The organism is Nitratireductor indicus C115 (genome assembly GCF_000300515.1).
Classification (GTDB): Bacteria; Pseudomonadota; Alphaproteobacteria; order Rhizobiales; family Rhizobiaceae; genus Nitratireductor; species Nitratireductor indicus.
Window position 1 is genome coordinate 420,358 of record NZ_AMSI01000001.1, and the last position, 25,789, is coordinate 446,146.

General features: G+C 60.4%; 25 protein-coding genes and 1 riboswitch. Of the genes, 17 read left to right on the forward strand and 8 right to left on the reverse strand.

What is annotated here, in order from left to right; translation table 11 throughout:
* Nucleotides 1-82: 82 nt before the first annotated feature.
* The 4 genes from NA8A_RS02030 (at nucleotide 83) to NA8A_RS02045 (ending at nucleotide 3,575) form a co-directional block, all read left to right on the forward strand.
* Nucleotides 83-1,432 carry an ActS/PrrB/RegB family redox-sensitive histidine kinase gene (locus NA8A_RS02030; protein WP_009755722.1) on the forward strand — a complete coding sequence of 450 codons (1,350 nt, stop codon included), beginning with the start codon at nucleotides 83-85 and terminating at the stop codon, nucleotides 1,430-1,432.
* Nucleotides 1,433-1,470: 38 nt separating this feature from the next.
* Nucleotides 1,471-2,037 (forward strand): ActR/PrrA/RegA family redox response regulator transcription factor, encoded by a 567-nt coding sequence (locus tag NA8A_RS02035; RefSeq protein WP_040671613.1) that lies wholly within the window; start codon nucleotides 1,471-1,473, stop codon nucleotides 2,035-2,037.
* A gap of 249 nt (nucleotides 2,038-2,286) precedes the next feature.
* Nucleotides 2,287-2,934, forward strand: coding sequence for a S24 family peptidase (locus NA8A_RS02040; protein ID WP_009755724.1), 648 nt, complete (start codon nucleotides 2,287-2,289; stop codon nucleotides 2,932-2,934).
* Between the two features lie 74 nt (nucleotides 2,935-3,008).
* Nucleotides 3,009-3,575: a thermonuclease family protein gene (locus NA8A_RS02045; protein ID WP_240532714.1), complete on the forward strand. Its 567-nt coding sequence runs from the start codon at nucleotides 3,009-3,011 to the stop codon at nucleotides 3,573-3,575.
* Nucleotides 3,576-3,598: 23 nt separating this feature from the next.
* On the opposite strand, the gene NA8A_RS02050 is transcribed toward NA8A_RS02045, so the two are convergent.
* The gene (locus tag NA8A_RS02050; RefSeq protein ID WP_009755726.1) at nucleotides 3,599-5,260 is read right to left on the reverse strand and encodes a lysine--tRNA ligase; all 1,662 of its coding nucleotides are present in this window, start codon (nucleotides 5,258-5,260) and stop codon (nucleotides 3,599-3,601) included.
* Between the two features lie 146 nt (nucleotides 5,261-5,406).
* On the opposite strand from NA8A_RS02050, the gene NA8A_RS02055 reads away from it, so the two are divergent.
* Both NA8A_RS02055 and NA8A_RS02060 read left to right on the forward strand, forming a co-directional pair.
* A complete protein-coding gene (locus tag NA8A_RS02055; protein ID WP_009755727.1) occupies nucleotides 5,407-5,814 on the forward strand; it encodes a tellurite resistance TerB family protein in 408 nt (135 codons plus the stop codon).
* Nucleotides 5,815-6,032: 218 nt separating this feature from the next.
* Nucleotides 6,033-6,863 carry a sterol desaturase family protein gene (locus NA8A_RS02060; protein ID WP_009755728.1) on the forward strand — a complete coding sequence of 277 codons (831 nt, stop codon included), beginning with the start codon at nucleotides 6,033-6,035 and terminating at the stop codon, nucleotides 6,861-6,863.
* Here the strand turns inward: NA8A_RS02060 and NA8A_RS02065 are convergent.
* Nucleotides 6,857-7,720: a transporter substrate-binding domain-containing protein gene (locus NA8A_RS02065; protein WP_009755729.1), complete on the reverse strand. Its 864-nt coding sequence runs from the start codon at nucleotides 7,718-7,720 to the stop codon at nucleotides 6,857-6,859. The two genes, NA8A_RS02060 and NA8A_RS02065, sit on opposite strands and share 7 nt — an antisense overlap.
* 747 nt (nucleotides 7,721-8,467) lie before the next feature.
* Between NA8A_RS02065 and NA8A_RS02070 the strand changes: the two genes are divergently transcribed.
* Nucleotides 8,468-10,501: a glycosyltransferase gene (locus NA8A_RS02070; protein WP_240532724.1), complete on the forward strand. Its 2,034-nt coding sequence runs from the start codon at nucleotides 8,468-8,470 to the stop codon at nucleotides 10,499-10,501.
* Here NA8A_RS02070 and ppk2 read toward each other — a convergent pair.
* Nucleotides 10,423-11,322, reverse strand: coding sequence for a polyphosphate kinase 2 (gene ppk2, locus NA8A_RS02075; protein ID WP_009755731.1), 900 nt, complete (start codon nucleotides 11,320-11,322; stop codon nucleotides 10,423-10,425). The two genes, NA8A_RS02070 and ppk2, sit on opposite strands and share 79 nt — an antisense overlap.
* Nucleotides 11,323-11,423: 101 nt before the next feature.
* Between ppk2 and NA8A_RS02080 the strand changes: the two genes are divergently transcribed.
* Together NA8A_RS02080 and phoU are read left to right on the forward strand one after the other, a co-directional pair.
* Complete coding sequence (locus NA8A_RS02080) at nucleotides 11,424-12,695, forward strand: ATP-binding protein (RefSeq protein WP_009755732.1); 1,272 nt, start codon at nucleotides 11,424-11,426, stop codon at nucleotides 12,693-12,695.
* A gap of 101 nt (nucleotides 12,696-12,796) precedes the next feature.
* A complete protein-coding gene (phoU, locus tag NA8A_RS02085; protein ID WP_009755733.1) occupies nucleotides 12,797-13,516 on the forward strand; it encodes a phosphate signaling complex protein PhoU in 720 nt (239 codons plus the stop codon).
* Nucleotides 13,517-13,703: 187 nt separating this feature from the next.
* Here the strand turns inward: phoU and NA8A_RS02090 are convergent, their stop codons facing one another.
* Nucleotides 13,704-14,222 (reverse strand): GcrA family cell cycle regulator, encoded by a 519-nt coding sequence (locus NA8A_RS02090; protein ID WP_009755734.1) that lies wholly within the window; start codon nucleotides 14,220-14,222, stop codon nucleotides 13,704-13,706.
* Nucleotides 14,223-14,595: 373 nt separating this feature from the next.
* Between NA8A_RS02090 and NA8A_RS02095 the strand changes: the two genes are divergently transcribed.
* Genes NA8A_RS02095 through NA8A_RS02105 form a run of 3 tightly spaced genes read left to right on the forward strand, consistent with a single transcriptional unit; the run spans nucleotide 14,596 to nucleotide 17,709 of the window.
* Complete coding sequence (locus NA8A_RS02095) at nucleotides 14,596-15,789, forward strand: aspartate aminotransferase family protein (protein WP_009755735.1); 1,194 nt, start codon at nucleotides 14,596-14,598, stop codon at nucleotides 15,787-15,789.
* Nucleotides 15,790-15,808: 19 nt separating this feature from the next.
* The gene (gene argF / locus NA8A_RS02100) at nucleotides 15,809-16,726 is read left to right on the forward strand and encodes an ornithine carbamoyltransferase (protein WP_009755736.1); all 918 of its coding nucleotides are present in this window, start codon (nucleotides 15,809-15,811) and stop codon (nucleotides 16,724-16,726) included.
* Nucleotides 16,708-17,709, forward strand: a complete 1,002-nt coding sequence (locus NA8A_RS02105; RefSeq protein ID WP_009755737.1) for an Hsp33 family molecular chaperone — start codon at nucleotides 16,708-16,710, stop codon at nucleotides 17,707-17,709. The genes argF and NA8A_RS02105 overlap by 19 nt, the downstream gene beginning before the upstream one ends.
* On the opposite strand, the gene apaG is transcribed toward NA8A_RS02105, so the two are convergent.
* A complete protein-coding gene (apaG, locus tag NA8A_RS02110) occupies nucleotides 17,702-18,094 on the reverse strand; it encodes a Co2+/Mg2+ efflux protein ApaG (RefSeq protein ID WP_009755738.1) in 393 nt (130 codons plus the stop codon). The genes NA8A_RS02105 and apaG overlap by 8 nt on opposite strands.
* 298 nt (nucleotides 18,095-18,392) lie before the next feature.
* Here apaG and NA8A_RS02115 point away from each other — a divergent pair, with 298 nt between their 5' ends.
* On the forward strand, nucleotides 18,393-18,998 hold the full coding sequence (locus NA8A_RS02115) for a CDP-alcohol phosphatidyltransferase family protein (RefSeq protein ID WP_009755739.1): 606 nt from the start codon (nucleotides 18,393-18,395) through the stop codon (nucleotides 18,996-18,998).
* Nucleotides 18,999-19,068: 70 nt separating this feature from the next.
* Here the strand turns inward: NA8A_RS02115 and NA8A_RS02120 are convergent, their stop codons facing one another.
* Entirely contained in the window at nucleotides 19,069-20,259 is a 1,191-nt protein-coding gene (locus NA8A_RS02120; protein ID WP_009755740.1) for an O-succinylhomoserine sulfhydrylase, read from the reverse strand.
* 48 nt (nucleotides 20,260-20,307) lie between these two features.
* Nucleotides 20,308-20,385, reverse strand: a riboswitch (SAM riboswitch).
* Between the two features lie 83 nt (nucleotides 20,386-20,468).
* Here NA8A_RS02120 and NA8A_RS02125 point away from each other — a divergent pair.
* Nucleotides 20,469-21,560, forward strand: coding sequence for a 2'-deoxycytidine 5'-triphosphate deaminase (locus NA8A_RS02125; RefSeq protein ID WP_009755741.1), 1,092 nt, complete (start codon nucleotides 20,469-20,471; stop codon nucleotides 21,558-21,560).
* A 6-nt stretch (nucleotides 21,561-21,566) separates the two neighbouring features.
* On the opposite strand, the gene NA8A_RS02130 is transcribed toward NA8A_RS02125, so the two are convergent.
* Together NA8A_RS02130 and NA8A_RS02135 are read right to left on the reverse strand one after the other, a co-directional pair.
* Nucleotides 21,567-22,364: an ion transporter gene (locus tag NA8A_RS02130; protein WP_009755742.1), complete on the reverse strand. Its 798-nt coding sequence runs from the start codon at nucleotides 22,362-22,364 to the stop codon at nucleotides 21,567-21,569.
* Nucleotides 22,365-22,486: 122 nt separating this feature from the next.
* The gene (locus NA8A_RS02135) at nucleotides 22,487-23,395 is read right to left on the reverse strand and encodes a LysR substrate-binding domain-containing protein (RefSeq protein ID WP_009755743.1); all 909 of its coding nucleotides are present in this window, start codon (nucleotides 23,393-23,395) and stop codon (nucleotides 22,487-22,489) included.
* Nucleotides 23,396-23,557: 162 nt separating this feature from the next.
* On the opposite strand from NA8A_RS02135, the gene NA8A_RS02140 reads away from it, so the two are divergent.
* The 3 genes from NA8A_RS02140 to NA8A_RS02150 all read left to right on the forward strand — a co-directional run bounded on the left by NA8A_RS02140 (nucleotide 23,558) and on the right by NA8A_RS02150 (nucleotide 25,788).
* Nucleotides 23,558-24,208, forward strand: a complete 651-nt coding sequence (locus tag NA8A_RS02140) for an RraA family protein (RefSeq protein WP_157174126.1) — start codon at nucleotides 23,558-23,560, stop codon at nucleotides 24,206-24,208.
* Between the two features lie 28 nt (nucleotides 24,209-24,236).
* Nucleotides 24,237-25,190 carry a tripartite tricarboxylate transporter substrate binding protein gene (locus tag NA8A_RS02145; protein WP_143087931.1) on the forward strand — a complete coding sequence of 318 codons (954 nt, stop codon included), beginning with the start codon at nucleotides 24,237-24,239 and terminating at the stop codon, nucleotides 25,188-25,190.
* 148 nt (nucleotides 25,191-25,338) lie between these two features.
* Entirely contained in the window at nucleotides 25,339-25,788 is a 450-nt protein-coding gene (locus NA8A_RS02150) for a tripartite tricarboxylate transporter TctB family protein (protein ID WP_009755746.1), read from the forward strand.
* The last annotated feature ends 1 nt before the right edge of the window (nucleotide 25,789 follow it).

Consider the following 25,789-nt stretch of genomic DNA (forward strand, 5'->3'; position numbering starts at 1 on the left):
AGACTATTGAGCCATGATGATCGCTCAAAACATGCGGCAAATAAATTCTTGGAGGAACGGGAGACTTCCCGCATAAGGCGGCATGCTTGAAGATATCAGGGCCCATGACACGAGCCACGGCCTCAGGCTCAATACGCTGATCAAGCTGCGCTGGCTCGCCATTATCGGGCAGAGCGCCGCAGTGATCGTCGTCGCCTACGGGCTCGATTTTCCACTCCCGGTCGGCCTGTGCTTTGCGCTGATCGCGGCATCGGCCTGGCTCAACGTGCATCTTGCATTGCGGTTTTCCGCAGCCCACCGTCTGCCACCGCTGGCAGCTCTGGGCATTCTGACCTTCGATGCTTTCCAGCTTTCGGGCCTGCTTTACATGACCGGCGGGCTGACCAACCCCTTCGCTCTTTTGATGACGGTGCCCGTGGTCATTTCGGCTACCTCCCTGCCATTGCGATGGACTGCGCTTCTGGGGTTTCTGGTCGTCGCGCTGGCGACGGCGCTCGCCGTCTTCCACCGCCCGCTCCCATGGTTCCCGGGAACGGAGCTCGTCATGCCGCTCATCTATGTGATCGGCATGTGGCTCGCCATCGTTTCGAGCATCGCCTTTACCGGCGTCTATGCCTATCGCGTCGCAGAGGAGGCAAGGCTTCTGGCGAACGCGCTCGCCGCGACCGAGCTCGTCCTGCAACGCGAGCAGCATATTTCCGCGCTTGATGGACTTGCCGCCGCCGCCGCGCATGAACTCGGCACGCCGCTGGCGACAATTGCGCTGGTGGCACGCGAGATGGAGCGCGCCCTCGGCAATGACGAACGCTTCCGCGAAGACGTCACGCTGCTGCGCACGCAAAGCGAGCGCTGCCGTGAAATCCTGCGTCAGCTCACGAGCCTGTCGACAGAAGGCGAAGCGCATATGGCGCGGTTGCCCTTCACCTCGCTGATTGAGGAAACAGTGGCGCCGCATCGCGATTTCGGCATCGATATCCGTTTCGAGCCAGGCATCACGCAGGGGTCGGAGCCAGTCGGGCGTCGCAATCCCGGCGTGCTTTACGGGCTTGGCAATTTGGTCGAGAACGCGGTCGACTTCGCGCGCGAGACGGTCACCATCAGATGGCATTGGAATGATGACGAAATCGGACTTCTGGTGATCGACGACGGTCTGGGCTTCCCTGTCGAAATTCTCGACCGGATCGGTGAACCCTACATGTCGAAGCGCGGTGCCGCAGCCAGCAGTGGCGGCGGATTGGGGCTTGGCCTCTTCATCGCCAAAACGCTTCTGGAGCGGTCCGGCGCGACGATCCGCTTCGGCAATCTCGCCGAAAAGGGCAAGGGCGCTTTTGCCGAGGTCACATGGCCGAGATCGGTATTCGTTGTGCAGGGGCCCGCCCTGGAAGATGAGATCAAAACTCCTAAATTGGAAAAGCCGACGAATATAGGTTAGAAACATTCCAGGATGACAACGTGCTGAACGTGCTCGATATGACGAATGATACCGTGGAAGACCCCGAGACCCTTCTGGGTGAAGATCGCTCGCTTCTGATCGTCGATGATGACAAGCCTTTCCTGACCCGTCTCGCGCGCGCCATGGAAAGCCGCGGGTTCACGGTCGGCACGGCTGAATCCGTCGAGGAGGCCGTAGCCAGCGTCAAGTCGGCGCCGCCCGCCTTTGCCGTGATCGACATGCGCCTTGCCGATGGTAATGGTCTGGATGTGGTCGCAGTCATCCGCGAAAAGCGCAAGGATGCGCGCACGGTCATTCTGACGGGTTACGGTAATATCGCCACTGCCGTGACGGCAGTGAAGCTCGGCGCTGTCGATTATCTGGCCAAGCCTGCCGATGCCGACGATATCTTTTCCGCGCTCACCCGCCAGGCAGGCGAGAAGGTGGCGCCGCCCGAAAATCCCATGTCTGCCGACAGGGTTCGGTGGGAACACATCCAGCGTGTTTACGAGATGTGCGACCGCAATGTCTCGGAGACCGCCCGCCGCCTCAACATGCATCGCAGGACCCTGCAACGCATTCTTGCCAAGCGCGCACCCCGTTAAAGCATTTTGCGGCCAGATGGTAACATCTGAGGTCTGCATGAATGGGGAGAGCAAGGAGCTGGAGCGGTTGCAGGCAGGTGAAATCGCCTGACGTCCGCCAGCGGCTCCGGCGCGTTTTCGGAAATTAAAGGACCGGCATTTTCTGATCGTGCTTCCGGCACGCATCAGTTTATGGACAAGCGCGAATGAGGGCGTTAAAAGTGCGGAACAGGTATTTTTTCCTGTTTCAACTCCGGAAGGAAACCCGCCGTGCTTTCGCACCAGAAGGTCTGGGCAGCCATAGACGCGCTGGCTGAGCGTCATTCGCTTTCGGCCTCTGGTCTGGCTCGGAAGGCGGGGTTGGATTCGACCGCGTTCAACAAGTCCAAGCGGCGTTCCGCCGATGGGCGTCCGCGCTGGCCTTCAACGGAATCGATCTCCAAGATCATGGACGCGACCGGCACGTCGCTCGCCGATTTCATCGGCCTTGTGCAGAGGCTGGGTCGCCCGTCGGATGCCTATCCGCAACCACCGTCAAGCGTGCCCTTGATCGGTTTTGCACAGGCCGGCGCGGGTGGCTTCTTCGACGATGCCGGGTTTCCCGCAGGGCAGGGCTGGGAACATGTCGATCTGCCCGCCGCTGCGGCCGATGGAACCTATGCATTGCAGGTTCAGGGCGAATCCATGATGCCGCTCTATCGCAATGGCGACACGCTGATTGTCGATCCGTCCGCCCGGTTGCGGCAAGGGGATCGTGTGGTGGTGAAGACAGCCGATGGCGAGGTGATGGCAAAGGTGCTCCAGCGTCAAAGCCGCGAAGAGGTGGAGCTTCTTTCGCTCAATCCCGAACACCCGAACCGTGTTTTTACCAGGCAGGAGGTCGAATGGATCGCGCGCATCGTCTGGGCGAGCCAGTAGGCGGGCGCAGTGCCCCTTTCCATATCTGCGCATTTGGCATGGCGGCCGCGGTATTTGCAGGATTCGCGTTTCCATTGACCGCGAGCGCTCAGGATGGAGGAGGGACTGGGCAAGCGCGCGGTCCACGCGTGATAGCGCCTGAACTGGTCGCTCCTTTGCCGGTCGATCCTTCCATGCTGGAGCGCATCGAGCCGCGCCAGCCGTTGAGCGGGCTCGCCGGGCCCGCGCCCGAACCGAAGCTTCGTAAGGAAGATGCGTTGTTCTTCCGTCCGGTAGCTGTTGCCGCCGGCATGTTTGAATCCGAGGGACGCACGGTTACCATTGCCGGCATTCGCGTCATACCGCCAGACCGGACCTGCGAAGCGCGTGATGGCGGTGCATGGCCTTGCGGAGTGCAGGCGCGCACTGCATTCCGCTACTGGCTGCGCGGGCGCGCCATCGCTTGCGAAAGCGGACCCGGCGGCGAACCGCCGGACACGGACAAGCCGCTGACCTGTTCACTTGCCGGCTACGATATTGGCAAGTGGCTGATCGAAAATGGCTGGGCGATGCCCGAACCGGGCGGTCCCTATGAGCAGGATGGCGAAAATGCCCGCCGTGCAGGCAAGGGCATTTTCAGTGGCGGCCCTTCCAGTTCCTGACGGCCCAGTTCCTGACTGCTGCGTCAGCCTGCCAGCGTGCCGTCGAGTGCGGCCTCGATGAGGGCCCGCGTTTCCTTAACGCCATAAAGGGCTGCAAACGAACCGAACCTGGGCCCGCGTTCCTGGCCGAGAAGCACCTGATAGAGCATCTGGAAGAAGGCCCCGGAAACGCCGGGGCCGCCCGTCGGGCTCTTGCGCTGGAGATCCTGATAGCGCTCGATGCCGCGCGCCACGTCGAGGATCGCATCCTGGATCGCTTCGCCGTCGGCATCTTCCGGCAGGGTGGCCAGCGAATCCGAGATGGCGCGCAGTGCCGCGCGTTCCACGTCGTCGGGGGCACGGAAGGTTTTTGCCGGTCTGACGAAATCCTCGAAATAGCGCAGCGCATAACCGGTGAGCCGGTCGAGTTCGGGATGGGTCTGTGCCGTGACGCCCGGCGCATACCGCGTGATGAAGCCCCACAACACGTCCGTGTTTTCCGCATTCGAGGCGCTGACCAGATTGAGCAGCAGCGCGAAGGGAACCGGCAGCTCTGTCCTGGGCGGCTCACCGTCGTGGATATGCCAGACGGGGTTGTTCATCCGGTTCTTCCAGTCCTGCCGCCCATAAGCCGACAGGAAAGTGTAGTACTCGTCGACGGTGCGCGGGATGACGTCGAAATAAAGCTTCTTCGCCGTCTTCGGCTTCTGGAACATGTAGAGCGAAAGGCTCTCCGTGGGCGCATAGGCCAGCCAATCGTCGATGGTCAGACCATTGCCCTTCGACTTCGAGATCTTCTGCCCCTTCTCGTCCAGGAACAGTTCGTAATTGAAGCCTTCTGGTGGCGTGCCGTCGAGTGCGGAACAGATCTGCGCGGCAAGCTTCACGCTGTCGATCAGATCCTTGCCGGACATTTCGTAATCGACCTTGAGGGCGGCCCAGCGCATGGCCCAGTCGGGCTTCCATTGCAGCTTGCAATGGCCGCCGGTGACCGGCGTCTCGAAGAGTTCGCCGCTGTCGGGGTCGCGCCACACGATCGTGCCGGCATCGAGCTTGCGTTCCTCCAGAGCCACCTGCATCACCACCCCCGTCCTGGGGTGGATCGGCAGGAACGGCGAATAGGTCTGAGCGCGTTCCGCGCGCAGCGACGGCAGCATGATCTCCATCACCGCATCGAAGCGCTCGAGCATGGCCAGAAGTGTCGCATCGAAGCGCCCCGACGCGTAATATTCCGTCGAGGAGGCGAACTCGTAATCGAAGCCGAACCGGTCGAGGAAAGCCCTGAGCCGCGCATTGTTGGCCGCTCCGAAGGAGGGATACTCGTTGGAGAACGGATCGGGCACTTGCGTGAGCGGCTTGCCGAGATGTTGGCGCAGCATCTCCTTGTTGGGCACGTTGTCGGGCACCTTGCGCAGGCCGTCCATGTCATCGGAGAAGCACAGGATCTTGGTCTTCACCTTGTCTTCGGTGAGAATGCGGAACGCATGGCGCACCATGGAGGTTCGCGCCACCTCGCCGAACGTGCCGATATGCGGCAGGCCGGAAGGGCCGTAGCCTGTCTCGAAAAGCACCGTTTCCGGGAATGCGCCGGCCTCATAGCGTTTGACGATTTTACGCGCTTCTTCGAAGGGCCAGGCCTTGCATTCGGCCGCGGTCTCCAGAATTTCGGGCGAAAGTTCTAGCGCGTCTTGGCGTGCCGTCGTCATGTCGCTTTCCAGGAATTGGTTTCACTTAAGGGCCTTGCGTGTAGGACGGCCATGGCGGTGCGTCAATCGACACGACAGTTTTTCATTGCGGCGGGGGCTCCGGCTCCCTAACTTTCCGGCAAATCATACCCCTAGCGGAGCGTTAAATGGCACAGCCGACAGCCCACGAAGCCCTTATTTATCTGATGGTCGTCATGTCAGCGGCCGACCGCGACATGACCGATGCGGAACTTGCCATCATTGGCGAGACCATCCGCAACTGGCCGGTTTTCGAGGGCTTCGACGACGACATCATAGCCGTCGCGCGTCAATGCCAGCAGATTTTGCAGGAAGACGACGGGCTGGAGCGCATCCTCAATGCTGTCCGCGACGTGGTTCCTGCGAAGCTGCACGACACGGCCTACGCGATTGCTGTCGAGGTGGCCGCCGCCGACCGGCACGTGGAACCTGAAGAGGCGCGCATGCTGCATATCGTGCGCAGCCGTCTGCATCTGGAGCCTCTGGTCGCCGCCGCCATCGAGCGCACCGCGCAGGCCCGCCGCCGGCGGCTTTAGGCGCAGCACACCGCGGTCCCTCCCCTGGCTGTTTGATCTTGGGCAGATGCGTTGTGCGTGTCGAACCACGCACGGGATCGGTGTGAGGAATGCGGATCATGGCGTTCGGAGGGGCACGCCTCCGCGTGAGGGCAGCGTTTTCACACGGTGAGGGACAGGCAAGGGTAGATCAACGTCATTTGACTGGCGCCTGATCACACCCATCGGGATAATGCGGCATGAGCTCTTTTCTTTATTCGGAAGCCGCAGTCCGGCTTGCTGCTTTCCTTGGCATTTTCACGACCATGGCCGTCTATGAACTATGGTCCCCGCGTCTGGAGCGCGCCGAGATGGTGGGGGCGCTGAAGTCGCGGCGCTGGTTTGCCAATCTGTCGATGGTGCTTTTGTCTTCAATCGTACTGCGCATCGTCTTTCCGGCGGCTGCGGTCGGTGCGGCCTTGTGGGCGCAGGACATGGGGATCGGCCTTTTCAATGTCCTTGCGCTGCCGCAGGCAATTGCAGGCATCCTCGCCTTCATCCTGCTCGATTTCGCAGTTTGGCTGGAGCATGTTGCGAGCCACAAGATACCGCTGTTGTGGCGCATCCACCGCATGCACCATGCCGACAACGGCTTCGATGTCACGACGGGGCTACGCTTTCACCCGTTGGAAATCCTCCTTTCCATGGTGTGGAAGGCGGGTATCGTGGTTGCACTTGGCGCACCGGTCCTGTGGGTGCTGATCTTCGAGATTGTGCTCAACGGCACGTCGATGTTCAATCATTCAAATGTGCGCTTGCCGCTTGGGCTGGATCGCGTTCTGCGTCGCTTCCTGGTGACGCCCGACATGCATCGCGTTCATCACTCCTCGATCCCCGACGAGACGGATTCCAATTACGGTTTTAATTTCCCGTTCTGGGATCGCCTGTTCGGCACCTATGTGGCACAGCCACGTCGTGGGCACGAGGCGATGGAAATAGGGCTTTCCGAATATCGCGGCGGGCTCACCGCGAAGCTTGGCTGGATGCTTGCCTTGCCCTTTCGCCCAGGGCGTTCAAGACGCGGTCAGTAGAAGCTCACCGGGAAATAGCGCTGGTAGAGTTCGGTAAAGGCGCCGCTCGCCTCGATCTCGTGCAGGGCGAAATTGATGGCCTCCGCAAGCATGGGGTTGTCTGTGGGAACCGCGATGGCAAGCCCCTGTCCCAGATAATCCTGCGCCATATAGGGGCCACCGGCAAAGGTGCAGCAGTTTTTCGCCTCAGGGCTTGCCAGCCAGAAACTCAAACGCATTCCATCGCCGAAAACGGTGTCGATCTTGCCCGACTGCAAATCTTCGTAGAGCCATTGAGCCTTGCTGTAGGTTGTCGCACGGGCATCAGGGAAGAGGTCGCGCAGGAGCCGCTCATGTGTGGTCCGGCCGAGCACGCCGACGCGTTTTCCCGAAAGGCTTTGAGCGATCGGCTCTTCCGGCAGGGAGGAGCGCTTTGCAATCAGCCTTGCAGGAAAACGCATATATGGCTGCGAAAAGAGATAGTGCTTCCGATTTTCCGGAGTGACAGCGAGCCCGGCCACGATTGCCTCTGCGCGTCCATCTTCAAGTGCGGGCCGTAACTCTTTCCAGGGCAAAGCCTGGATCTGACAACGGTCGGTTATCGAAAGCTCGGCGCAGATGCGGCGCACCAGATCGACGTGAAAACCGGTGAGAATGCCTGCGCCATCGATATAGTTGAACGGGAAGAAATCCACCGTGGTCACAAAACGAAGCCGCGTGATGGGGGAAAGGTCCGGCTTCGCGATGCGCTGGCTGGGGCCCCAGAAACCCGGCGTATTTTTCTGCTGGGCATTGGCATCGGACAGAAACGCAAGAAGGACAGCGGCGGCCATGGCGACCGCGAGGCCGCGGATGCGGTTTCCCTGTGCGCTTTTCATGAAGTGTCTTCCGTCCGTGCCCGAACTGTTTTCCCTGTAACGGACTAGTTGGCACGTCGATAGTGGTTTGGCAAATCCCCGATACGGGAAGCAACGAACGGATTTCATCAAAAAAATGCCTGCCTGCATCGGAACGGACTGCAACCATCGATGGCAGCGCTTTTCTTGAAGCCTTATACCCTCGGCTAGTTTCACGTTTCTGTTTTCGATGCCCGGTTGCCTGCGGACGCCGATTTCGAGGCGGAAAGCATCGAATTCCGGATGAGTGGGCAATCGGGCATACTCGAAACGATCACGGGAGTTGCCGGTCAGGCATGTTTTATTGCAATTTAAAATTGCATATAATTTTTAATTCCCGAAAAAATTGAATAGTCAATATGAAATTTTGCGTTGACTCGGAATGTCCCAAAATTGATAATTTTTTTACGAAAACTGTGGATTTCAAAAATATATCTGGAAATTGTCATGCGTTGTGGGGGTGTGTGATGGGTTTCTATTCTGAAATTTTCGATTCCTTCAAAGGAAATTATTTCTTATATACCGATACTAAGCATTTAGAGGGGTTGGTTGGGGCTCAGATAATAACTTTTATATTTAAGGGGAAGCTCTTTCTTCGTTCTAAGGCAGAGGGATCTGCTTCCTGCCATGATTGAAGGTGGTGGGGGAGCAGAACGGAAAAGCTTTCATCAGTCATTCTCGGCTTCGTTGCCGAAGGCGGTGCAGCCTTCTCCCGTCGGCGATTGGCAGGTGCTGTTGAAACGGCTGAATGTGCCCGTTTTCGAGATCGAGCGTATTGCCCAGCGAGCGGAGATCTGCGGTGTTTCCTTCCAGACGGAATTGCTTGCCTCGGGTGCGGTGTCCGAGCGCGAACTCTTTCGCGCGCTCGCCGATGATCTGGGGCTTGCTTATCTAGACAGGCCGGATCCTTCCGACTTGGTAATGCGTGAGTGGCAGGGGTTTGCTGCGCTGGCGAACCGGGGCGGGGTGCGCATGGCGCTTACCCTTGATCGCGACGGTCGTTCCATTGTTCTGATCGCGCCGGACCGTCTCAATATTCCTGCTTTGCGTTCCTTCGTCAGGCGCTATCCGCGCGCGGCCCGCCGGTTGCGGGTGGTTCCTCCGTCACACTTGCGCGAGACGGTCAGAAAGCGCTTTCGCCCCGAGCTTATGCGCGCCGCGACGGATGGGCTGTTTTCTTCCCACCCGAAACAATCTTCGCGTTTCGTGGTCAATGCCTGGCAGGGGGCCGCACTTGGGGCGCTGCTCGTCACGCTCGCCTTTTTTTCCTGGACGAGGCCGGCCGCAGCTCTGCTTTCTGTTCATGGGGTGCTGTCGGTGGCCTTCCTGGCCTGCGTGGTTTTACGCATTGCAATCGGCCTGTCGCGCGAGCCGGAGAAGAAGCCAAATTTCACCGACATGGATCAGGCCGAGGCCCCTGTCTATTCGGTGCTGATTGCCCTCTACAAGGAAGCCGATGTCATACCCGACCTGCTTTCTGCGCTCGGTCGTCTGGTGTGGCCGCGTTCCAAACTGGAGATCAAGCTGGTTTGCGAGAGCGACGATCGTGAAACTCTGGAAGCCATTCGCTCCCATGAATTACGGCCTTATATCGAAGTGATCGAGGTACCCGCCGGAGGGCCACGCACCAAGCCCAAGGCGCTTTCCTACGCATTGCCGATGACCTCGGGAGAGTTCGTGGCTCTTTACGATGCGGAGGATCGTCCGCAATCCTTCCAGCTCGTCGAGGCCTGGCAGGCTTTTCGCGATGGCGACGAGAAGCTTGCCTGCGTGCAGGCCCCGCTCACCATCTCTAACAGTGGGGAAAGCTGGATTTCCTCCATGTTTGCGCTGGAATATGCGGCCCTTTTCCGCGTGGTGCTGCCCTGGCTGGCGCGCCGCCGCCTGATGCTCCCCCTCGGCGGCACCTCGAACCATTTTCGCCGCTCTGCCCTGAATGCGGTCGGAGGGTGGGACCCTTACAATGTTACCGAGGACGCGGATCTGGGATTGAGGCTATGCCGCTTCGGATACCGGACGTCGATGATCGCCAATGCGACCTATGAAGACGCACCCACCCAGGCGCGGGTCTGGGTGCCCCAGCGCACGCGCTGGTTCAAGGGTTGGGCGCAGACATGGCTGGTTCACATGCGCGATCCCGGCGCTGCCGTGCGTGAACTTGGCTTGCCTTCCTTCGTCATCATGCAGGTTTTGTTTGCGGGCATGGTTCTTTCCGCGCTCGCTTACTCGATCTTTTGGGCAACGGTTCTGGGGCTCGGGGTCTATGTCGCGCTTGATGGCGAGTTCCGCCCCGGTCATTTCTGGCTGCTCATGCTCGACGGGGCAAACGTGGTCTTGGGCCATGCGGCTTTTCTGTATATCGGATGGCTTTCCTTGAACCGGACGGAACGGGCAGGTTTCTGGAAAAAACTCCTCTGGACGCCGGCCTATTGGTGCCTGATGTCGCTGGCGGCCTGGCGATGCCTCTGGCAGCTCTACTGGAACCCGCATCATTGGGAAAAGACACCGCACAAGCCGTATCGAGGTCCCTATATCGGTACTGGAGCGTCTTCGTCGAAAAGCCTCCAGCCAGAAGCCGCAGCAATGCGTGTCGGCAGGAGCAGGAAAGAGCCCGGCCGTCACGTGGGGCCAGGGTGGCAGGCCGTGCCGCCCTTTGCCCGCTCGGTTCGCTTGCGCGCGACGCGTCAGACCAGGAAACCCGGGCCCGAACCGATGATGAGCTGGTCCTCGGCGCCGATTGCATCCAGGTCCCTTCCGTCATAGGCGACGGAGAGAAGAATGCGGCGGATGACGGCAAGCCGTGCGCGCCGCTTGTCGTTTGCGCGCACGACTGTCCACGGCGCATGGGCGCTGTGGGTCCGCTCGAGCATGAGGTCGCGCATTTTGGTGTAGTCTTTCCACTTCTTGATGCCCGCGACATCCATCGGAGAGAATTTCCAATGCTTCAGTTCGCTGTGCCGGCGGTCGTGGAAGCGTTCGAGTTGGGTTTCCTGCCCGATATTGAGCCAGAACTTGAAGAGATGGATGCCGTCATTGACGATGGCGCGTTCGAAATCGGGAACTTCGTCCAGAAACTGCTCATGCTGTGACGGAGTGCAGAAGCCCATGACCGGCTCGACGCCACCCCGATTGTACCAGGAGCGGTCGAAGGTGACGAATTCGCCCGACGTGGGGAAATGCGTCACATATCGCTGGAAGTACCACTGGCCGCGCTCCGTTTCGCTGGGCTTCGGCAGCGCCACGTTGCGCGCCATGCGCGGGTTCATGTACATTCGGATCCGGGCAATCGTGCCGCCTTTTCCGGCTGCGTCCCGCCCCTCGAAAAGGGCCATCACCCGCTCGCCGGAAGCCTGCATCCAGCTCTGGAGCTTGACGAGCTCGATCTGGAGCCGCTCCAGCTCCTTTTCATAGGTGTCCTTGTCGTATTCCTTGTCATATGGAAAGCCGCCTGCCGCAAGCGCGTTGTCCTTTACCCAGCTTGGCAGTTTCGGATCGTCGATGTCGAAGGTCCGCTTCTTGCCGTCGACCTTGATTTCGATGGGGTCGATCTTGTCTTGCGAGGGGTTTTCCAAAGGCTTGTTCATATTTCTCGTTCCTGAACCGTGGGAGAATGCATGCTATTTGCTGCCCGGCATCAGGTCTAGCAGCGATCAAATGACGTGGCTGTGTCGAGCCGCGCGGTGGTATGGAGTTCTGGGGCGCGCTGCTCCCCGATGGAGCCGATTGGCATATGAAGACGAATAATGGAAAATCCGGATCAAAGGCGCCGGAAGTCCTGCAGCCCTCTGGTCCGGACCAGCGGGGGGGCGGCAGTTTGCGGGAGCGCCTGCAAAACAGGCTGGCGGGCTTCTTTCCGCCGGATCGTCAGGAGGATGATTTGCCCGTCGCAACAAAGGGGCCGGTGAGTATAGATACGCTGCCTGCTGTCTCTCTCGCAGCCGCTGTTCCCGATCCACTTTATATTTTCGATCGCAATGCCGAAATCCTGTTTGCCAACGAAGCTGCCAACAGGGCTTTCGGCCCCATATCCTCTGGAACCTCCCTGCGCTTGAAGTTCCGCGCCCCGGAAATGCATGAACTGATCGCTGACGCGATTGCGAGCGATGGCAGTTCGCGCGCCATCAATTATTCAGAACGCGTACCTGTGGAGCGAGCATATCGCGTTTCGGCAAGCAGCATTGGCGACGGCACGGAACTGTTTGTGCTGTTGTTCAAGGACCAGAGCGAGGCGCGCCGCATCGACCGCATGCGGGCCGATTTCATCGCCAATGCCAGCCATGAGCTGCGCACGCCGCTCGCCTCGGTGTCAGGCTTTATAGAAACGCTGCGTGGCCCTGCACGCGACGACCCGGTGGCGCGTGAGAATTTTCTTCAGATCATGCACAACCAGACCCAGCGCATGGCGCGCCTGATCGATGATCTGCTTTCGCTGTCGCGTCTGGAGATGAAGCCTTATCTGAAGCCCAGCGGTCGCGTGGACCTCGTGCAGCTTCTGGATGGGGTGGTTGAATCCATGCGCCATCTTGCCGGCGAAAGTGGCGTGACCATCGAAAAGGCATTTCCCTCCACGCCGATCTTTGTCGCGGGAAACCACGATGAATTGGTTCAGGTGTTCGAAAATCTGATGGAAAATGCTTGCAAATATGGTGGTGCGGGCGGCCGGATCCTTGTTTCTGCGGAGCAGGCGGGGCCGCTCGAAGAGGTGCGCGCGACGGTGCGCGACTTCGGGCCCGGCATTCCGGAGGAGCACATTCCGCGTGTCACCGAGCGCTTCTATCGTGTGGATGTGGAAACGAGCCGCGCCCAGAAAGGCACGGGGCTTGGGCTCTCAATCGTCAAGCATATCCTCACCCGCCATGACGCGCGCCTGTCCATCCGCTCGAAAGTCGGCAAGGGTGCTGCGTTCACGGTGCACTTTCCGCCGTTGCCGCCGGGCGCGGCCAGTCGCCCCGCTTAGACGGTCAGCTACGCAACTATTTTTCTTTGCTCTTTCATTTTCCTGCAATCGCAATAGCTTAGTCATGGACGCGATTGCCAGAAAACAACGGAAAACTTATCATGCAAACCCATCATACGATGCGATCTTTCGACGACGAGCTGAAGTATCTCGTGGACCAGATCGCAGCGATGGGTGGGTATGCCGAGCGCATGGTGGCCGAGGCCATGGAAGCGCTCATCCAGTCGGATGCGGGGCTCGCCCGCAAGGTCGTGGCGGATGACGTTTTCCTGGACGAGAAGGAGCGCGAGATCGGTGAACGCGCGGTCATCATCATCGGCCGCCGTCAGCCCGTGGCCGGCGATCTCCGGGAAATCGTCGGCGCCATCCGCATATCCTCGGATCTCGAGCGCATCGGCGACCTTGGCAAGAACATTGCCAAGCGCGTCGTGGCCGTGACCGAGAGCAAGCAGCCCGTTCGTCTTTTCCGGGGGCTCGATGCGCTTGCAGGGCTTGCCCTGACCCAGCTTAAGGAGGTGCTCGATGTCTATGCCTCGCGCTCCATCGAGCGCATCGGCTTCGTGCGCGATCGCGACGAGGAAATCGACGCGATGTATACGTCCCTGTTTCGCGAACTCCTGACTTACATGATGGAGGATCCGCGCAACATCACGCCCTGCACGCATCTTCTCTTCTGTGCGAAGAACATCGAGCGCATCGGCGATCACGCCACCAATATCGCCGAGACGGTGCATCATATCGTCACGGGTATGCAGCTTCCGCTCGAACGCCCGAAGGAAGACAAGAGCCATCGGATCATTGCGGGTCCCGGAGCTTCCTGAGCCCGGAGTATTTTGCAGTCAGGTGGTATCACCTGACACCTGCATAAATAGAGCATATTCCAGTCAAGTCGTTCTGCCTGACTGCGAGGGTGTTCGGAAAACAAAAAAGCGGAACCTTGCGATCCCGCTTTTTCGTGCCCCTGCCCAGAGCCCCTTACCTTGCCAGAGCCCCTTACCTTGTAAGAGATCAGCGCGCCCGACGGCGCTCCGAAACCGGTTGATAGGCAATGCGCGAATGATAGTTGCAGTAGGGGCCGGATTCACCGGCCTCATTGCCGCAAAAGCTGAATTCCTCCGAAAGCGGATCGCCATTCGGCCATTTGCAGGTGACCTCGGTGAGCTGCACGAGGGAGAGTTTGCGCGAGATCGGCACCACGACGTCGCTCACGGGGCGAAGATAGGTGCGTGCCACCGGCTCTTCTTCGAACTGTGCCTGAAGAGCGGTCGCGCCGATGGTCGCGGTTACCGGGCGGGTGTTGCGCGGCCGGCGGGCTGTGCTCGGAGCGTTTGTAGTGGCCTGCGGCGCCTTCTTCTGACGCGTGCGCGGGCTTGCGGCGCGGCCGCGGCTGGAGAGCTTCAGGCGGTGCACCTTGCCGATCACGGCATTGCGGCTCACGCCGCCCAGCTGCGCGGCGATCTGGCTTGCGCTAAGGCCTTCGGCCCATAGCTTCTTCAAGGTTTCAACCCGCTCGTCAGTCCAGTTCATCTGGCTGCTCCTGTCCAGCGTGCGGAATCCGAATCCTTCAACGCTCGACGAGAGCCGAGCGAGCACCGTATAAAGCTGCTAGGTATGGGTTGCCGCACAAAATGTAGTTTTTGCTGGGTCAGAAGCTACCTTATCGGCTGACTCCGTGACAAGAGTCCTTACCGTAAGCTGATTCGCTTTTTGCGGTTTTCCCCAGTTTGCTTTTTTTGCTGTCATCTTCCCGTTGCGCCGTTTGAATTGACAGGCATCGGGAAAAGACAGATAAAACACAGGCTCTGCCGCCCCTTGGGCGGCATTTTGATTTCCTCATCCTCGCGCGGGGCACACGACGTGGCGTGAGGACTAACCCTCAGGCTCAGCGGAGACCGTCTGGATGCGTGAATCTGCGCTTTATGAAACCTTCGCCCGTCAACCCCTCGCCTTTGAAAAAGGCGAAGGCTGCTGGCTGGAGACGATCGACGGTGAGCGCTATCTGGATTTTGCGGCGGGCATTGCCGTGAATTCCCTGGGGCACGCCCATCCGCATCTCGTCGCGGCATTGACCGAGCAGGCGGGAAAGCTCTGGCATGTCTCCAATCTCTATGACATCCCCAATCAGCGCACGCTTGGGGAGCGTCTGGTTGCCCATACCTTTGCCGACAAGGTGTTCTTCACCAATTCCGGTGCCGAAGCGCTTGAATGCGCCATCAAGACGGCGCGCCGCTATCACTATGTGAACGGCCAGCCGGAGCGCTATCACGTCATCACGTTTGAAGGCGCGTTCCATGGCCGTACGCTGGCGACCATCGCCGCCGGTGGCCAGGCAAAATATCTGGAAGGCTTCGGCCCCAAGGTGGAAGGCTTCGATCAGGTTCCTTTCGACGATATTGAGGCCCTTCAGAAAGCCATCGGGCCGCAGACCGCCGCCATTCTCGTGGAGCCCCTTCAGGGCGAGGGCGGCGTGCGCCGCCTGCCGAACGCATCCCTGCGTCGCCTGCGTGAAATCTGCGACAAGAACGGCCTTCTGCTCATGTTCGATGAGGTGCAGACGGGCGTTGGCCGCACAGGAAAGCTGTTCGCCCATGAATGGGCTGAAGTCACGCCTGACATCATGGCGGTTGCCAAGGGTATTGGCGGCGGGTTCCCGCTCGGTGCCTGTCTTGCCACCGATGAGGCGGCCAAGGGTATGAAGCCTGGAAGCCACGGCACCACTTTCGGCGGCAATCCGCTGGCGATGGCCGTCGGCAATGCCGTGCTGGACGTTGTGCTGGAAGAGGGGTTCCTGGACGCCGTGGTCCAGAAAGGTTTACTCCTGAAACAGAGCCTCGCCGCCATTGCCGACGAATTTCCGGACGTCATCGAGACCGTGCGAGGCGAAGGTTTGCTGATCGGTATCAAGTGCAAGGTGCCGAACGCGCTTCTGCAGCAGGCCATGGCCGATCAGAAGCTGCTGGTGGTGCCCGCCGGCGACAATGTGCTGCGGCTTCTGCCGGCCCTGACGATCACCGACGAGGAGATCCGCGAGGGCGTGCGCCGTATGCACGATGCCGCCGCCGCAGTGCACGCCGCCCAAAAAGCCAATGCTTGAGAAGAACAAGGAGGCGGGCATGGTCAGCGCCCCGCGCCATTTCATCGACCTTTCGCAAATTGCGCCGCAGGAGTTACGCTCCATGCTGGACGATGCGCGAGCCCGCAAGGAGCGACTGAAGGCCGGAGAGCGGGAAAGGCCGCTGGACGGCAAGGTCCTGGCGATGATCTTCGACAAGCCGTCGACCCGCACCCGCGTCTCCTTTGATGTCGGCATGCGCCAGCTCGGCGGCGAGACGATCATGTTGACCGGTACGGAAATGCAGCTCGGCCGTTCCGAGACCATTGCCGACACGGCTAAGGTGCTGTCCCGCTATGTCGACGCGATCATGATCCGCACGACCGCGCATGAGCGTCTTCTGGAGCTCGCCGAAAACGCCACCGTTCCGGTCATCAACGGCCTCACGGATGACACGCATCCCTGCCAGATCATGGCCGATGTGCTGACATTCGAGGAGCATCGTGGCCCGGTGAAGGACAAGCTGTTCGCCTGGACGGGCGATGGCAACAATGTTCTTCATTCCCTGATAGAAGCTTCGGCGCGTATGGATTTCCGGCTGAACATTGCCGTGCCTCAGGGCAGTGAGCCGATGGCGCAATATGTCGACTGGGCCAGGGCCAATGGCGGCAGGGTCGCCTTCCAGAAAACGGCTGAAGCCGCCGTCGATGGCGCCGATTGCGTCGTCACCGACACATGGGTGTCCATGGGGCAGGAACATCGCGCCCGTGGCGACAATGTCTTCCGGCCTTATCAGGTCAATGAAGAGCTGATGAAAAGGGCAAAACCCGACGCGCTGTTCATGCACTGCCTTCCCGCCCATCGCGGTGAGGAGGTGACGGACGAGGTGATCGACGGTCCTCATTCGGTTGTGTTCGACGAGGCTGAAAACCGCCTGCATGCGCAGAAAGCGGTCATTGCATGGTGTCTCGGCCAGTGAGCGCGGACAGGAAAGAACTCGGCGAATTCGGTTTCGCCGGCGACGACAACGTCGTTCCCTTCGATGTGGAACCGCTGGATGTGCGCGGCCGTGCCGTTCAGCTCGGTCCCATGCTTGACCAGATTCTCGGCCGGCACACCTATCCCGAGCCGGTGGCATGTCTGCTCGCTGAGATGATCACCATGACCGTGCTTCTGGGCAGTGCCCTGAAGTTCGAGGGGAAATTCATCGTGCAGACCCGCTCCGACGGGCCTGTCGATATGCTGGTGGCTGATTTCTCGACCCCGAGCGCGGTACGCGCCTATGCGCGCTTCGACGAGGCACGGCTTGCCGAAGCCGTTGCCGCCGGCAAGACAAAGCCCGAGGACCTGCTTGGCGCAGGCGTCCTGGCGCTGACTGTCGATCAGGGCGCGCATATGCAGCGCTACCAGGGCATCGTGCAGCTCGACGGGTCCACGCTTGAGGACGTGGCGAGAACCTATTTCCGCCAGTCCGAGCAGATACCGACCGAAGTCCGCCTTGGCGTGGCCAAAATGGTGCTGCCCGGCGAACAGGCCGGTCGCGAGCATTGGCGGGCCGGCGGTTTAATGCTGCAATTCCTGCCCAATTCGCCCGAACGTATGCGGATGGCCGATCTGCCGGGCGGCGATGGCGACGAGGAGAACGACGGCTCATCGCATCCGGAGGACGATGCCTGGCAGGAGGCGCTTGCGCTGTTGTCCACGGTGGAGCCAACCGAACTGATCGATCCGACCGTGGGGGCGGAGCGTCTTCTCTACCGGCTTTTCCATGAGCACGGTGTGCGCGTCTATGCAGGCGTGGATGTGCGCGACGAGTGTTCCTGCTCGCGCGAAAAGATCAAGACCATTCTCGATGGCTTTACGGCAGAGGAGATCGCCGACAGCGTTGAGGATGGCAAGATCCGCATTACCTGCGAATTCTGCTCGACCGAATACGAATTCGACCCTTCCGACTTCAGTTGATCTGCACAGGTGCGCCCGGCAGGTCGAGCGAAAAGGCGGGTATGTCGATTTCGAAGAGAAACCCCTGCGGGCCGCGCATCGTGTAGCGTCCCGACATGATGCCGGAAGGTGTCGGCAGCGGGCAGCCGGAGGTATAGGTGTAGCTGTCGCCGGGATTGAGCACCGGCTGCTCGCCGACCACCCCTTCGCCGCGCACTTCCTGAACACGCCCAAGCTCATCCGTAATGTGCCAGTATCGCGAAATGAGCTGCACCGTTTCCTGCGACTGATTGGTGATGGTGATGCGGTAGGCCCAGACGAAATGGGCGGCATCGGGATCGGATTGCGCGGGCAGATAGCTCGGTTCCGCACACACCTCGATGGATTGTGTCAGCGCTCGATACATGGATTTGCTCTTTCTGAGCCGGTGGTTTTCGACCTTGTCCGATACCGAGTGAATGCGGCAAAAACATTGGGATGAGGCCGTCCTGGGAAAGCGGGAAGATGGCGCGCACCCATGGCGGCGTCAAGTGTGCTGCATGTAGGCTGCCGGTTGCCATGACGGTATTGTGAGAGGAATGAGAGCGGCATTTGGGTTAAAGCCATTCTGCGGCGGATGATGTCGCCCTGCGGGTCGCGCGGCGATCGAGGGCTGTGCGTGAGATAATATTCCGCCGCTTGCCCGCATGAATGGAGTTTTGCCGATGCTCGATGGTTGGGCGCGCAACAGGATCGATCCGGGAATATCCCTTCTGGCGAAGGCGTTCGCCCGGGCGGGCGTTCGCGCCAACGCTGTCACGTTGGCGGGGCTGGCTCTTGGATTGGCCGCGGCTGGTCTTATTGCCTTCGGACATTTCCTGCCCGGACTTGTGATGATACTCGCCAGCCGATTATGCGATGGGCTCGACGGGGCGGTCGCGCGCATCCATGGCAAGACCGATTTCGGCGGCTATCTCGATATCGTGCTGGACTTTGCCTTTTACGGTGCCGTGCCGCTTGGCTTTATCATGTTCGATCCCTCCGCGAACGCGGTGGCGGGTGGGTTTCTCCTGCTTGCATTCTATGTGAACGGCGCGAGCTTCCTCGCTTATGCGGTCATGGCCGAACGCCGCGGGCTGGAAACGGATGCACGAGGCGACAAATCCCTGTTTTTCACGACAGGTCTGGCCGAGGCCACGGAAACGCTGATCGTCTTTGTCTTGATGTGCCTATTCCCGGCCTGGTTTCCGGTCCTCGCATACGCATTCGCAGCCGTCACGGCCTACACCACGCTGTCGCGTATCGTGCTGGCGGCAAGGGAGTTCGGCTGAGCATACCCTTGTCTTTCCGCATGCATGCGGAAAGACAAAAGGACAGAGCGCGGCCAGGCTGCAAACCGTATCAGACCGCTGCCAGCGCGCGCTCTATGTCGGCCAGAAGATCGTCGCCATGTTCGAGCCCGACCGACAGGCGCAGCGTGCCGTCGCCGATGCCCAGTTCCGCGCGTGCTTCTTCTGAGAGGTTTTTGTGCGTGGTGGTTGCCGGGTGGGTGATCAGGCTCTTCGCATCTCCAAGATTGTTGGAGATCTTCACGATTCTCAGGGCATTTTCGAAGGCGAAAGCTTCTCTCTTGCCGCCTTTCAGTTCGAGGCAAAGCAGCGTCGAGCCGCCGCTCATCTGGCGGGCGATGATATCGGCCTGCGGATGGTCCTTGCGGCCGGGATAGATGACGCGGGCGACCTTGCCGTGATCGGCCAGGAAATCGGCAATGCGCGCGGCGCTTTCGGTCTGCTGGCGCACGCGCAGGGGCAGCGTTTCAAGCCCCTTGAGAAGGGTCCAGGCATTGAAGGGCGACAGGCTCGGGCCGGTATGGCGGAAGAAATCCTGGAGCTCTTCGTCGATCCATTGCTTGTCGGAAAGAACCACGCCGCCCAGACATCGGCCCTGGCCGTCAATATGCTTGGTGGCCGAATAGACAACCACATGGGCGCCCAGTTCCAGCGGTTTCTGCATCATCGGCGTGGCGAAGACATTGTCGACCACGAGACGCCCGCCTACTTCGTTGGCAAGGGCAGCCACGGCCGCGATATCCGCCACTTCCAGCGTCGGGTTCGTCGGGCTTTCGAGGAAGAAGAGCTTGGTGTTCGGGCGAACGGCGGCCTGCCATTCCTCGATCCTGGAACCGTCCACCAATGTGGCCTCCACGCCGTAGCGTGGCATCAGCGTCTCGACCACCCATCGGCAGGAGCCGAACAGGGCGCGTCCGGCCACCACATGGTCGCCCGCCCGCACCGAGCACAAAAGCGCTGCTGTGACAGCGGCCATGCCGGAGGCCATGGCGCGGGCTTCCTCTGCGCCCTCAAGCGCGCACATGCGGCGCTCGAAGATGTCGACCGTCGGATTGGCATAACGCGAATAGACGAAGCCGGGCACCTCGCCCTTGAAGCGTGCTTCGGCGGCTTCCGCGCTGTCATAGACAAAGCCTTGCGTGAGGTAGATCGCCTCGGAGGTTTCGCCGAATTGCGATCGCTGGACGCCGCCATGCACCAGCGCCGTCTGAGGATTCCAGTCGTCTTCGGAATGGTCTGTCATCGTCTCTGCACTCAACAAAAAACCGGCCGCGAAAGCCGCATGCCGGTTCGATGGTCGAGCACGGCCTTTTAGCGACTTCTTTAACGTGGCTGCAAGCCGACCGGCCAAATCACCACGGGATAAAGGGTCAATAAACCTTCAAGCGCCTTGCGTCAACGTGAGCCGGCGCTAAACCTCGTTCAGTTGGTGAGCGTGCAGGGAGACAGGCGTTGGCGAAAGCGGGCATCCTTCCGGACAAGGATATTGCGGCTCTGTTCGAGAGAGGTGCGCTGATTTCCGCCCGGCCGCTGGACGATGACCAGATCCAGCCGGCCAGTCTCGACCTGCGATTGGGCAGTGTGGCCTTCCGTGTTCGCGCAAGTTTTCTGCCGGGCCCGCAGGACCGTGTTTCCGACAAGCTCGAGCGGCTGAAGTTGCACGAAATCCAGCTCGGCGAAGGGGCTGTTCTGGAAACGGGCTGCGTCTATATCGTGCCGCTTCTGGAGGCGTTGAAGCTTCCCGCCGGCATATCCGCCTCCGCCAACCCCAAGAGCTCCACAGGTCGCCTGGACATCTTCACCCGCGTCATGACCGATCATGGCCAGGAGTTCGACAAGATTCCCGAAGGCTATAGCGGCCCGCTCTATATGGAAGTGAGCCCGCGCACCTTCCCGATTGTCGTGCGCACGGGTTCACGCCTATCGCAGGTACGGTTCCGCACGGGTAAGGCACTGCTGAGCGAGGGCGAGCTCGCCGACCTCCATGCGAGCGAAACGCTGGTCGCTTCGGAAGCGCCGAACATTACCGGCGGCGGTATCGCCCTTTCGGTCGATCTGAGCGGCGGTGAGGACGGGCTGATCGGCTACCGCGCCAAGCACCATACCGCGCTTGTGGATGTCGACCGTCGTGCCGCGCTCGAAGTTGCCGATTTCTGGGAACCCCTGCGGGGCGATGGCGCCGGCGGACTGATCCTCGACCCGGATGAATTCTATATTCTCGTGTCGCGAGAGGCGGTTCATGTGCCGCCATTGCATGCTGCCGAAATGACGCCTTTCGATCCCCTGGTTGGGGAATTCCGCGTCCACTATGCCGGGTTTTTCGATCCGGGCTTCGGCCATTCCGGGGCGGGAGGGCGCGGCAGCCGCGCCGTTCTCGAAGTACGCAGCCACGAAGTGCCCTTCATTCTGGAACATGGCCAGATTGTCGGGCGTCTGGTCTATGAGCAGATGCTTTCACGCCCGAATGCGCTTTACGGAGCGGACCTGAAATCGAACTATCAGGGTCAGGCCCTCAAGCTCTCCAAGCATTTTCGCGCGTCCTGACGCGGGCTATTTGCCGGCTGTTTCCTTTTGCGCTGCGAGTGTCCGCACGTCCTCGCGCAACGCCCTGATTTCCGCAAGGATCGTTTCCTGCTCCGCCTGTAGCGCCGTACGCTCGGCGGACGCCTCGGCATCGTGCTCTGCCTGCATGGCCGACACGATGATACCGATGAACAGGTTGAGCACCGTGAAGGTGGTGGAGACGATGAAGGGAATGAAGAAGAGCCAGGCGAGCGGATAGACCTCCATTACCGGTCGCACGATGCCCATCGACCAGCTTTCCAGCGTCATGATCTGGAAGAGGGAATAAGCCGAATGGCCGATTGTGCCGAACCACTCCGGGAAGGAGGCGCCGAACAGTTTCGTCGCCATCACCGCGAAGACATAATAGACAAGCCCGAGCAGCAGCATGATGGAGCCCATGCCGGGCAGCGCAGCGATCAGTCCGCCGACGACGCGGCGCAACGATGGCACCATGCTGACCAGCCTGAGAACGCGCAGGATGCGCAGCGCACGCAGCACGGAAAGCCCGGCTGTCGCGGGAATGAGGGCGATACCCACCACAAGAAGATCGAACACCCGCCACGGATCGTGGAAGAAGCGGCCCCGATGGACGGCGAAGCGCGCGATCAGCTCCGCCACGAAAACGCCGAGGATGATGCGGTCGAGCGCAACCAGAAGCGGCCCCGCCGCCTCCATGGCGCGGCTCGATGTTTCAAGGCCGAGCGTGATGGCGTTGATGACGATGAGGGCGGTGATGAACGCTTCGAAGCGGCGCGACTGGATCAGGTTCTTGAGGGCGGTCACGTCTGCAGTCCGGTTGGGCGGTTATGATGGATCAGGGTGGCACACAGTTGGTGTCTCCTGCTTCTCGCGTCAAGCGACAAAAGACGGCAAATCGCGCCTGTGTCTCCAAGGATCGGCTGGCGTCAGACGCCGGAAGCATCCCGCGGGAAGGATGACGTCAGCCAGTTCTTGACGGTGTTGGCAAACAAAAGGCCTGTCTGAGGTTTGATCTTGTGCGCGGGCCACAGCAGCCAGACGTTGAGATAGGCCGACGGCAGAAAGGGCTTGGCGACGACGCGCTCCGGCGAGTAATCGGCCGGCGTGAAGGGGTCGATGATGGTGACGCCCATTCCGTTTGCAACGAAGGCGCAGGCGCTGTCGGAATGTTGCGCCTCGATCTGGATGTTCCTCTGGATGCCGAGATCGTTGAACACCTTCTCAATGCCCATCCGCTCAGGATCCTCGATGCTGAGCGAAATGAAGTTCTCTCCGCGCAGGTCGTGCGGATAGACTGCCTTGGCTTGCGCCAGCCGATGGTTTGCCGGCATCACGCAAACGCGTTGCAGTCGGTGAAGGTGCTGGATCTCGATGCCCGAATGATCCGACGGCAGAATGCTGAACCCCATGTCGATCTGCTGGGCTGCGACGCTTTCCACGATGCGGCGTGAGGACATGCTGCGCAGCGATATCTTGAGGTCGGGCCGTTCTCCCAGGAAATCCACAAGAAGCCGCGGCAAGTTCCGGGAAGCGAGCGCAGGAAAGGCGGCAATGGTGAGTTGTCCGCTGCGCTGGTCGCGTATGTCGTTGGAGGCGCGACGAATCTGGTCGACGCCGAAAAACATCTGATCGACCTTGCCATAGAGCTGTTGTGCCTCGGGCGTGGGCAGGGTGCGCCCTGCCTTTCGTATGAAAAGGTCATAGCCGCATGAGGCTTCCAGATGGGCAATCAGTTTGCTGACGGCTGGCTGGGAAATGTGCAGCAGCTCTGCGGCGGCGGTGATGGTTCCGCTTTGCATGACGGCCCTGAAGGCTTCCAGCTGGCGCACATTCATCGGTCATTGCCTTTCACAACATAACTCTGGGTTATGATGGTCAGAATAAATAATATTGGATGGTTATTCCATAGGGCTTTATCCGTTTAGGAGCGAGATGGGCGCTTCCACGACGCCCGGAATTGAAGGGCATAGAGAATGAGCGGATCGCAGGAAGAGTTTTTGACCAGGCTTCAAAACGTCGAGACGGGTGTCGTTACCGATGCTCTTTCGCGTCTGGGCCTTTCGGGTTGGATGGACGCGGTCCTGCCGCTCGGTGCGGCCAACCGGATCGTCGCACGGGCAACCACCGTTAAGTTCGCGCCGCGCACTGGAATGCCCGGCCAGGCCGGCAACATCTACACGGCCATCCGGGGTGCGGCGGCGGGAACGGTGCTCGTGGTGGATTCGGGATGCTCCGACACTTGGCTCCTCGGCGAGAACGTCGCTCATGGCGCTTATTTCCAGGGGCTGGCGGGCATCATTTCGGATTCGCTGGTGCGCGATGTCGCCCAGCTCAGGGAAATGGATTTCCCGGTTTTCGCCAGAGGCATCTCCGTTCGTCCGCCAATGCTGGAGATGATTGGCATCGACGTGCCGGTCGAGTGCGGCGGCGCGCAGGTGCGTCCCGGCGATTACATCGTGGCGGATGCGGATGGGGTCGTAGTCGTGCCCCAGGCGCAGATCGAGCGCGTCATGGTGGAGATCGCAGACCTCGAGCAGCTTGAAAAGGACCAGGAACTGGCCCTGGCCGACCAGGCGCCGCTGGAGGTGATCAACGAGCTTCTCAGAAGAAAGAAGACCCGCAAGGGGTCTCAGGCCGTCAAGGCATAACCTCAAAAAGCAAACGGAGGGGAAACCCGTGAACAGACTTTTTAAATCAGCAGCAATGGCATGTGTTGCCGCATTCGGATTGGGCGTTGCTCCGGCAATGGCGGAATATCCCGAAAAGCCGGTCGAAATGGTGGTGCCCTATGCCCCCGGCGGCAGCACCGACGTTCTCGCGCGCAAATTCGCCCAGTATGCGGAAAAATATCTCGGCAAGCCGATGGTGGTGGTGAACAAGCCCGGTGCTGGCGGCCAGCTCGGCTTCACCGCGATTTCGACCGCGAAGGCCGATGGCTATACGATCGGCTGGATCAACTCGGGCATCATCACCAACGCGATTACGCGTCCCGATGTGAAGTTCAGTGTCGACACCTATGACATGGTCGCCAATCTGGTAACCAATCCGGGCGTGCTCTCGGTTACCGGCGATTCCGGCATCAACACGCTTGAGGAGTTCATCGCCGCAGCCAAGAAGGAAAAGCTGACCGTCAGCCACGAGGGCGTCGGAGGCGATGACTTCCTGGCCGTGCTGCAGCTCGAACAGGCTGCTGGCATCGAGCTCAACAAGGTGGCCTTCAACGGTGACGCAGAGGCCAAGGCAGCCCTCCTGGGTGGTCACATCAATGCGATCGAGGGCAATGTCTCCGAACAGGTGGAGATGGCCTCCGAGGGCGGACTGAAGCCGTTGGTCGTGTGGTCCAAGAAGACTGCCGCCGATATGCCTGACGTGCCGACCGGTGCCGCACTCGGCTACAATATTCTGAGTGCTGCATCCCGAGGCATTGCCGGCCCCAAGGGAATGGAGCCCGAGGCCCTCGAAAAGCTGCGTGAGGTGGCAACCAAGGTCGCCAACGATCCCGAGTTCATCGAAGATCTGAAGAAGCTCAACATGCCGATGGATGTTATGATTGGCGATGAATACCTGACCTTCATGAAGGAACAGGACAAGGCCTATCGCGATCTTTGGGAAAAGAATCCCTGGATGTAGGAAGCGATGATCGGGCGGCCCCGAGGCCGCCTGATCTCAAGTCGTCAAGGCGTCTTGGAATACGGGAACGGCTTGCCCGCGAGAACCGTTTCGCGGCGACATCAAGCCGGTTTCCGTTTCAAGACCGTGTATCTGAACGAGCTTGAATATGCGTAGAGACGTTATCGTCGCGGCCGCCCTGCTTCTTCTGGCCGTGGCATCTGCCGCCGGGGTCTGGACCCTCGAAGGCGGCGCCCGCAATTTCCCAATCACGATGGCCGGTCTGCTGGGCGCCGGCGCCGTAATCCTCATGGCGCGATCGATGCTGGGAAACCCTCCCAAGGGACAGGCAGAGGCTGACGAGGCACCTGTCGCCTATGGCCGTCTGCTGATCGTCGCCGCAATAACCGTGGGCTTCGTGCTGGCCATGCCCTGGATCGGGTTCTATCCGGCAACTTTTCTCTATCTTGCAGGTCTCTACTGCTGGCTGACGGCGATGCGCCCGGTTGCCGCCGTGGGGCTGGCAGTTGTGCTCACGGCCGCGATCTACGTGCTTTTCGGCCTGTTCCTGGCGGTCCCGACACCCGGCGGCGCCATCATCTCAACTTTGCTCGGCTAGG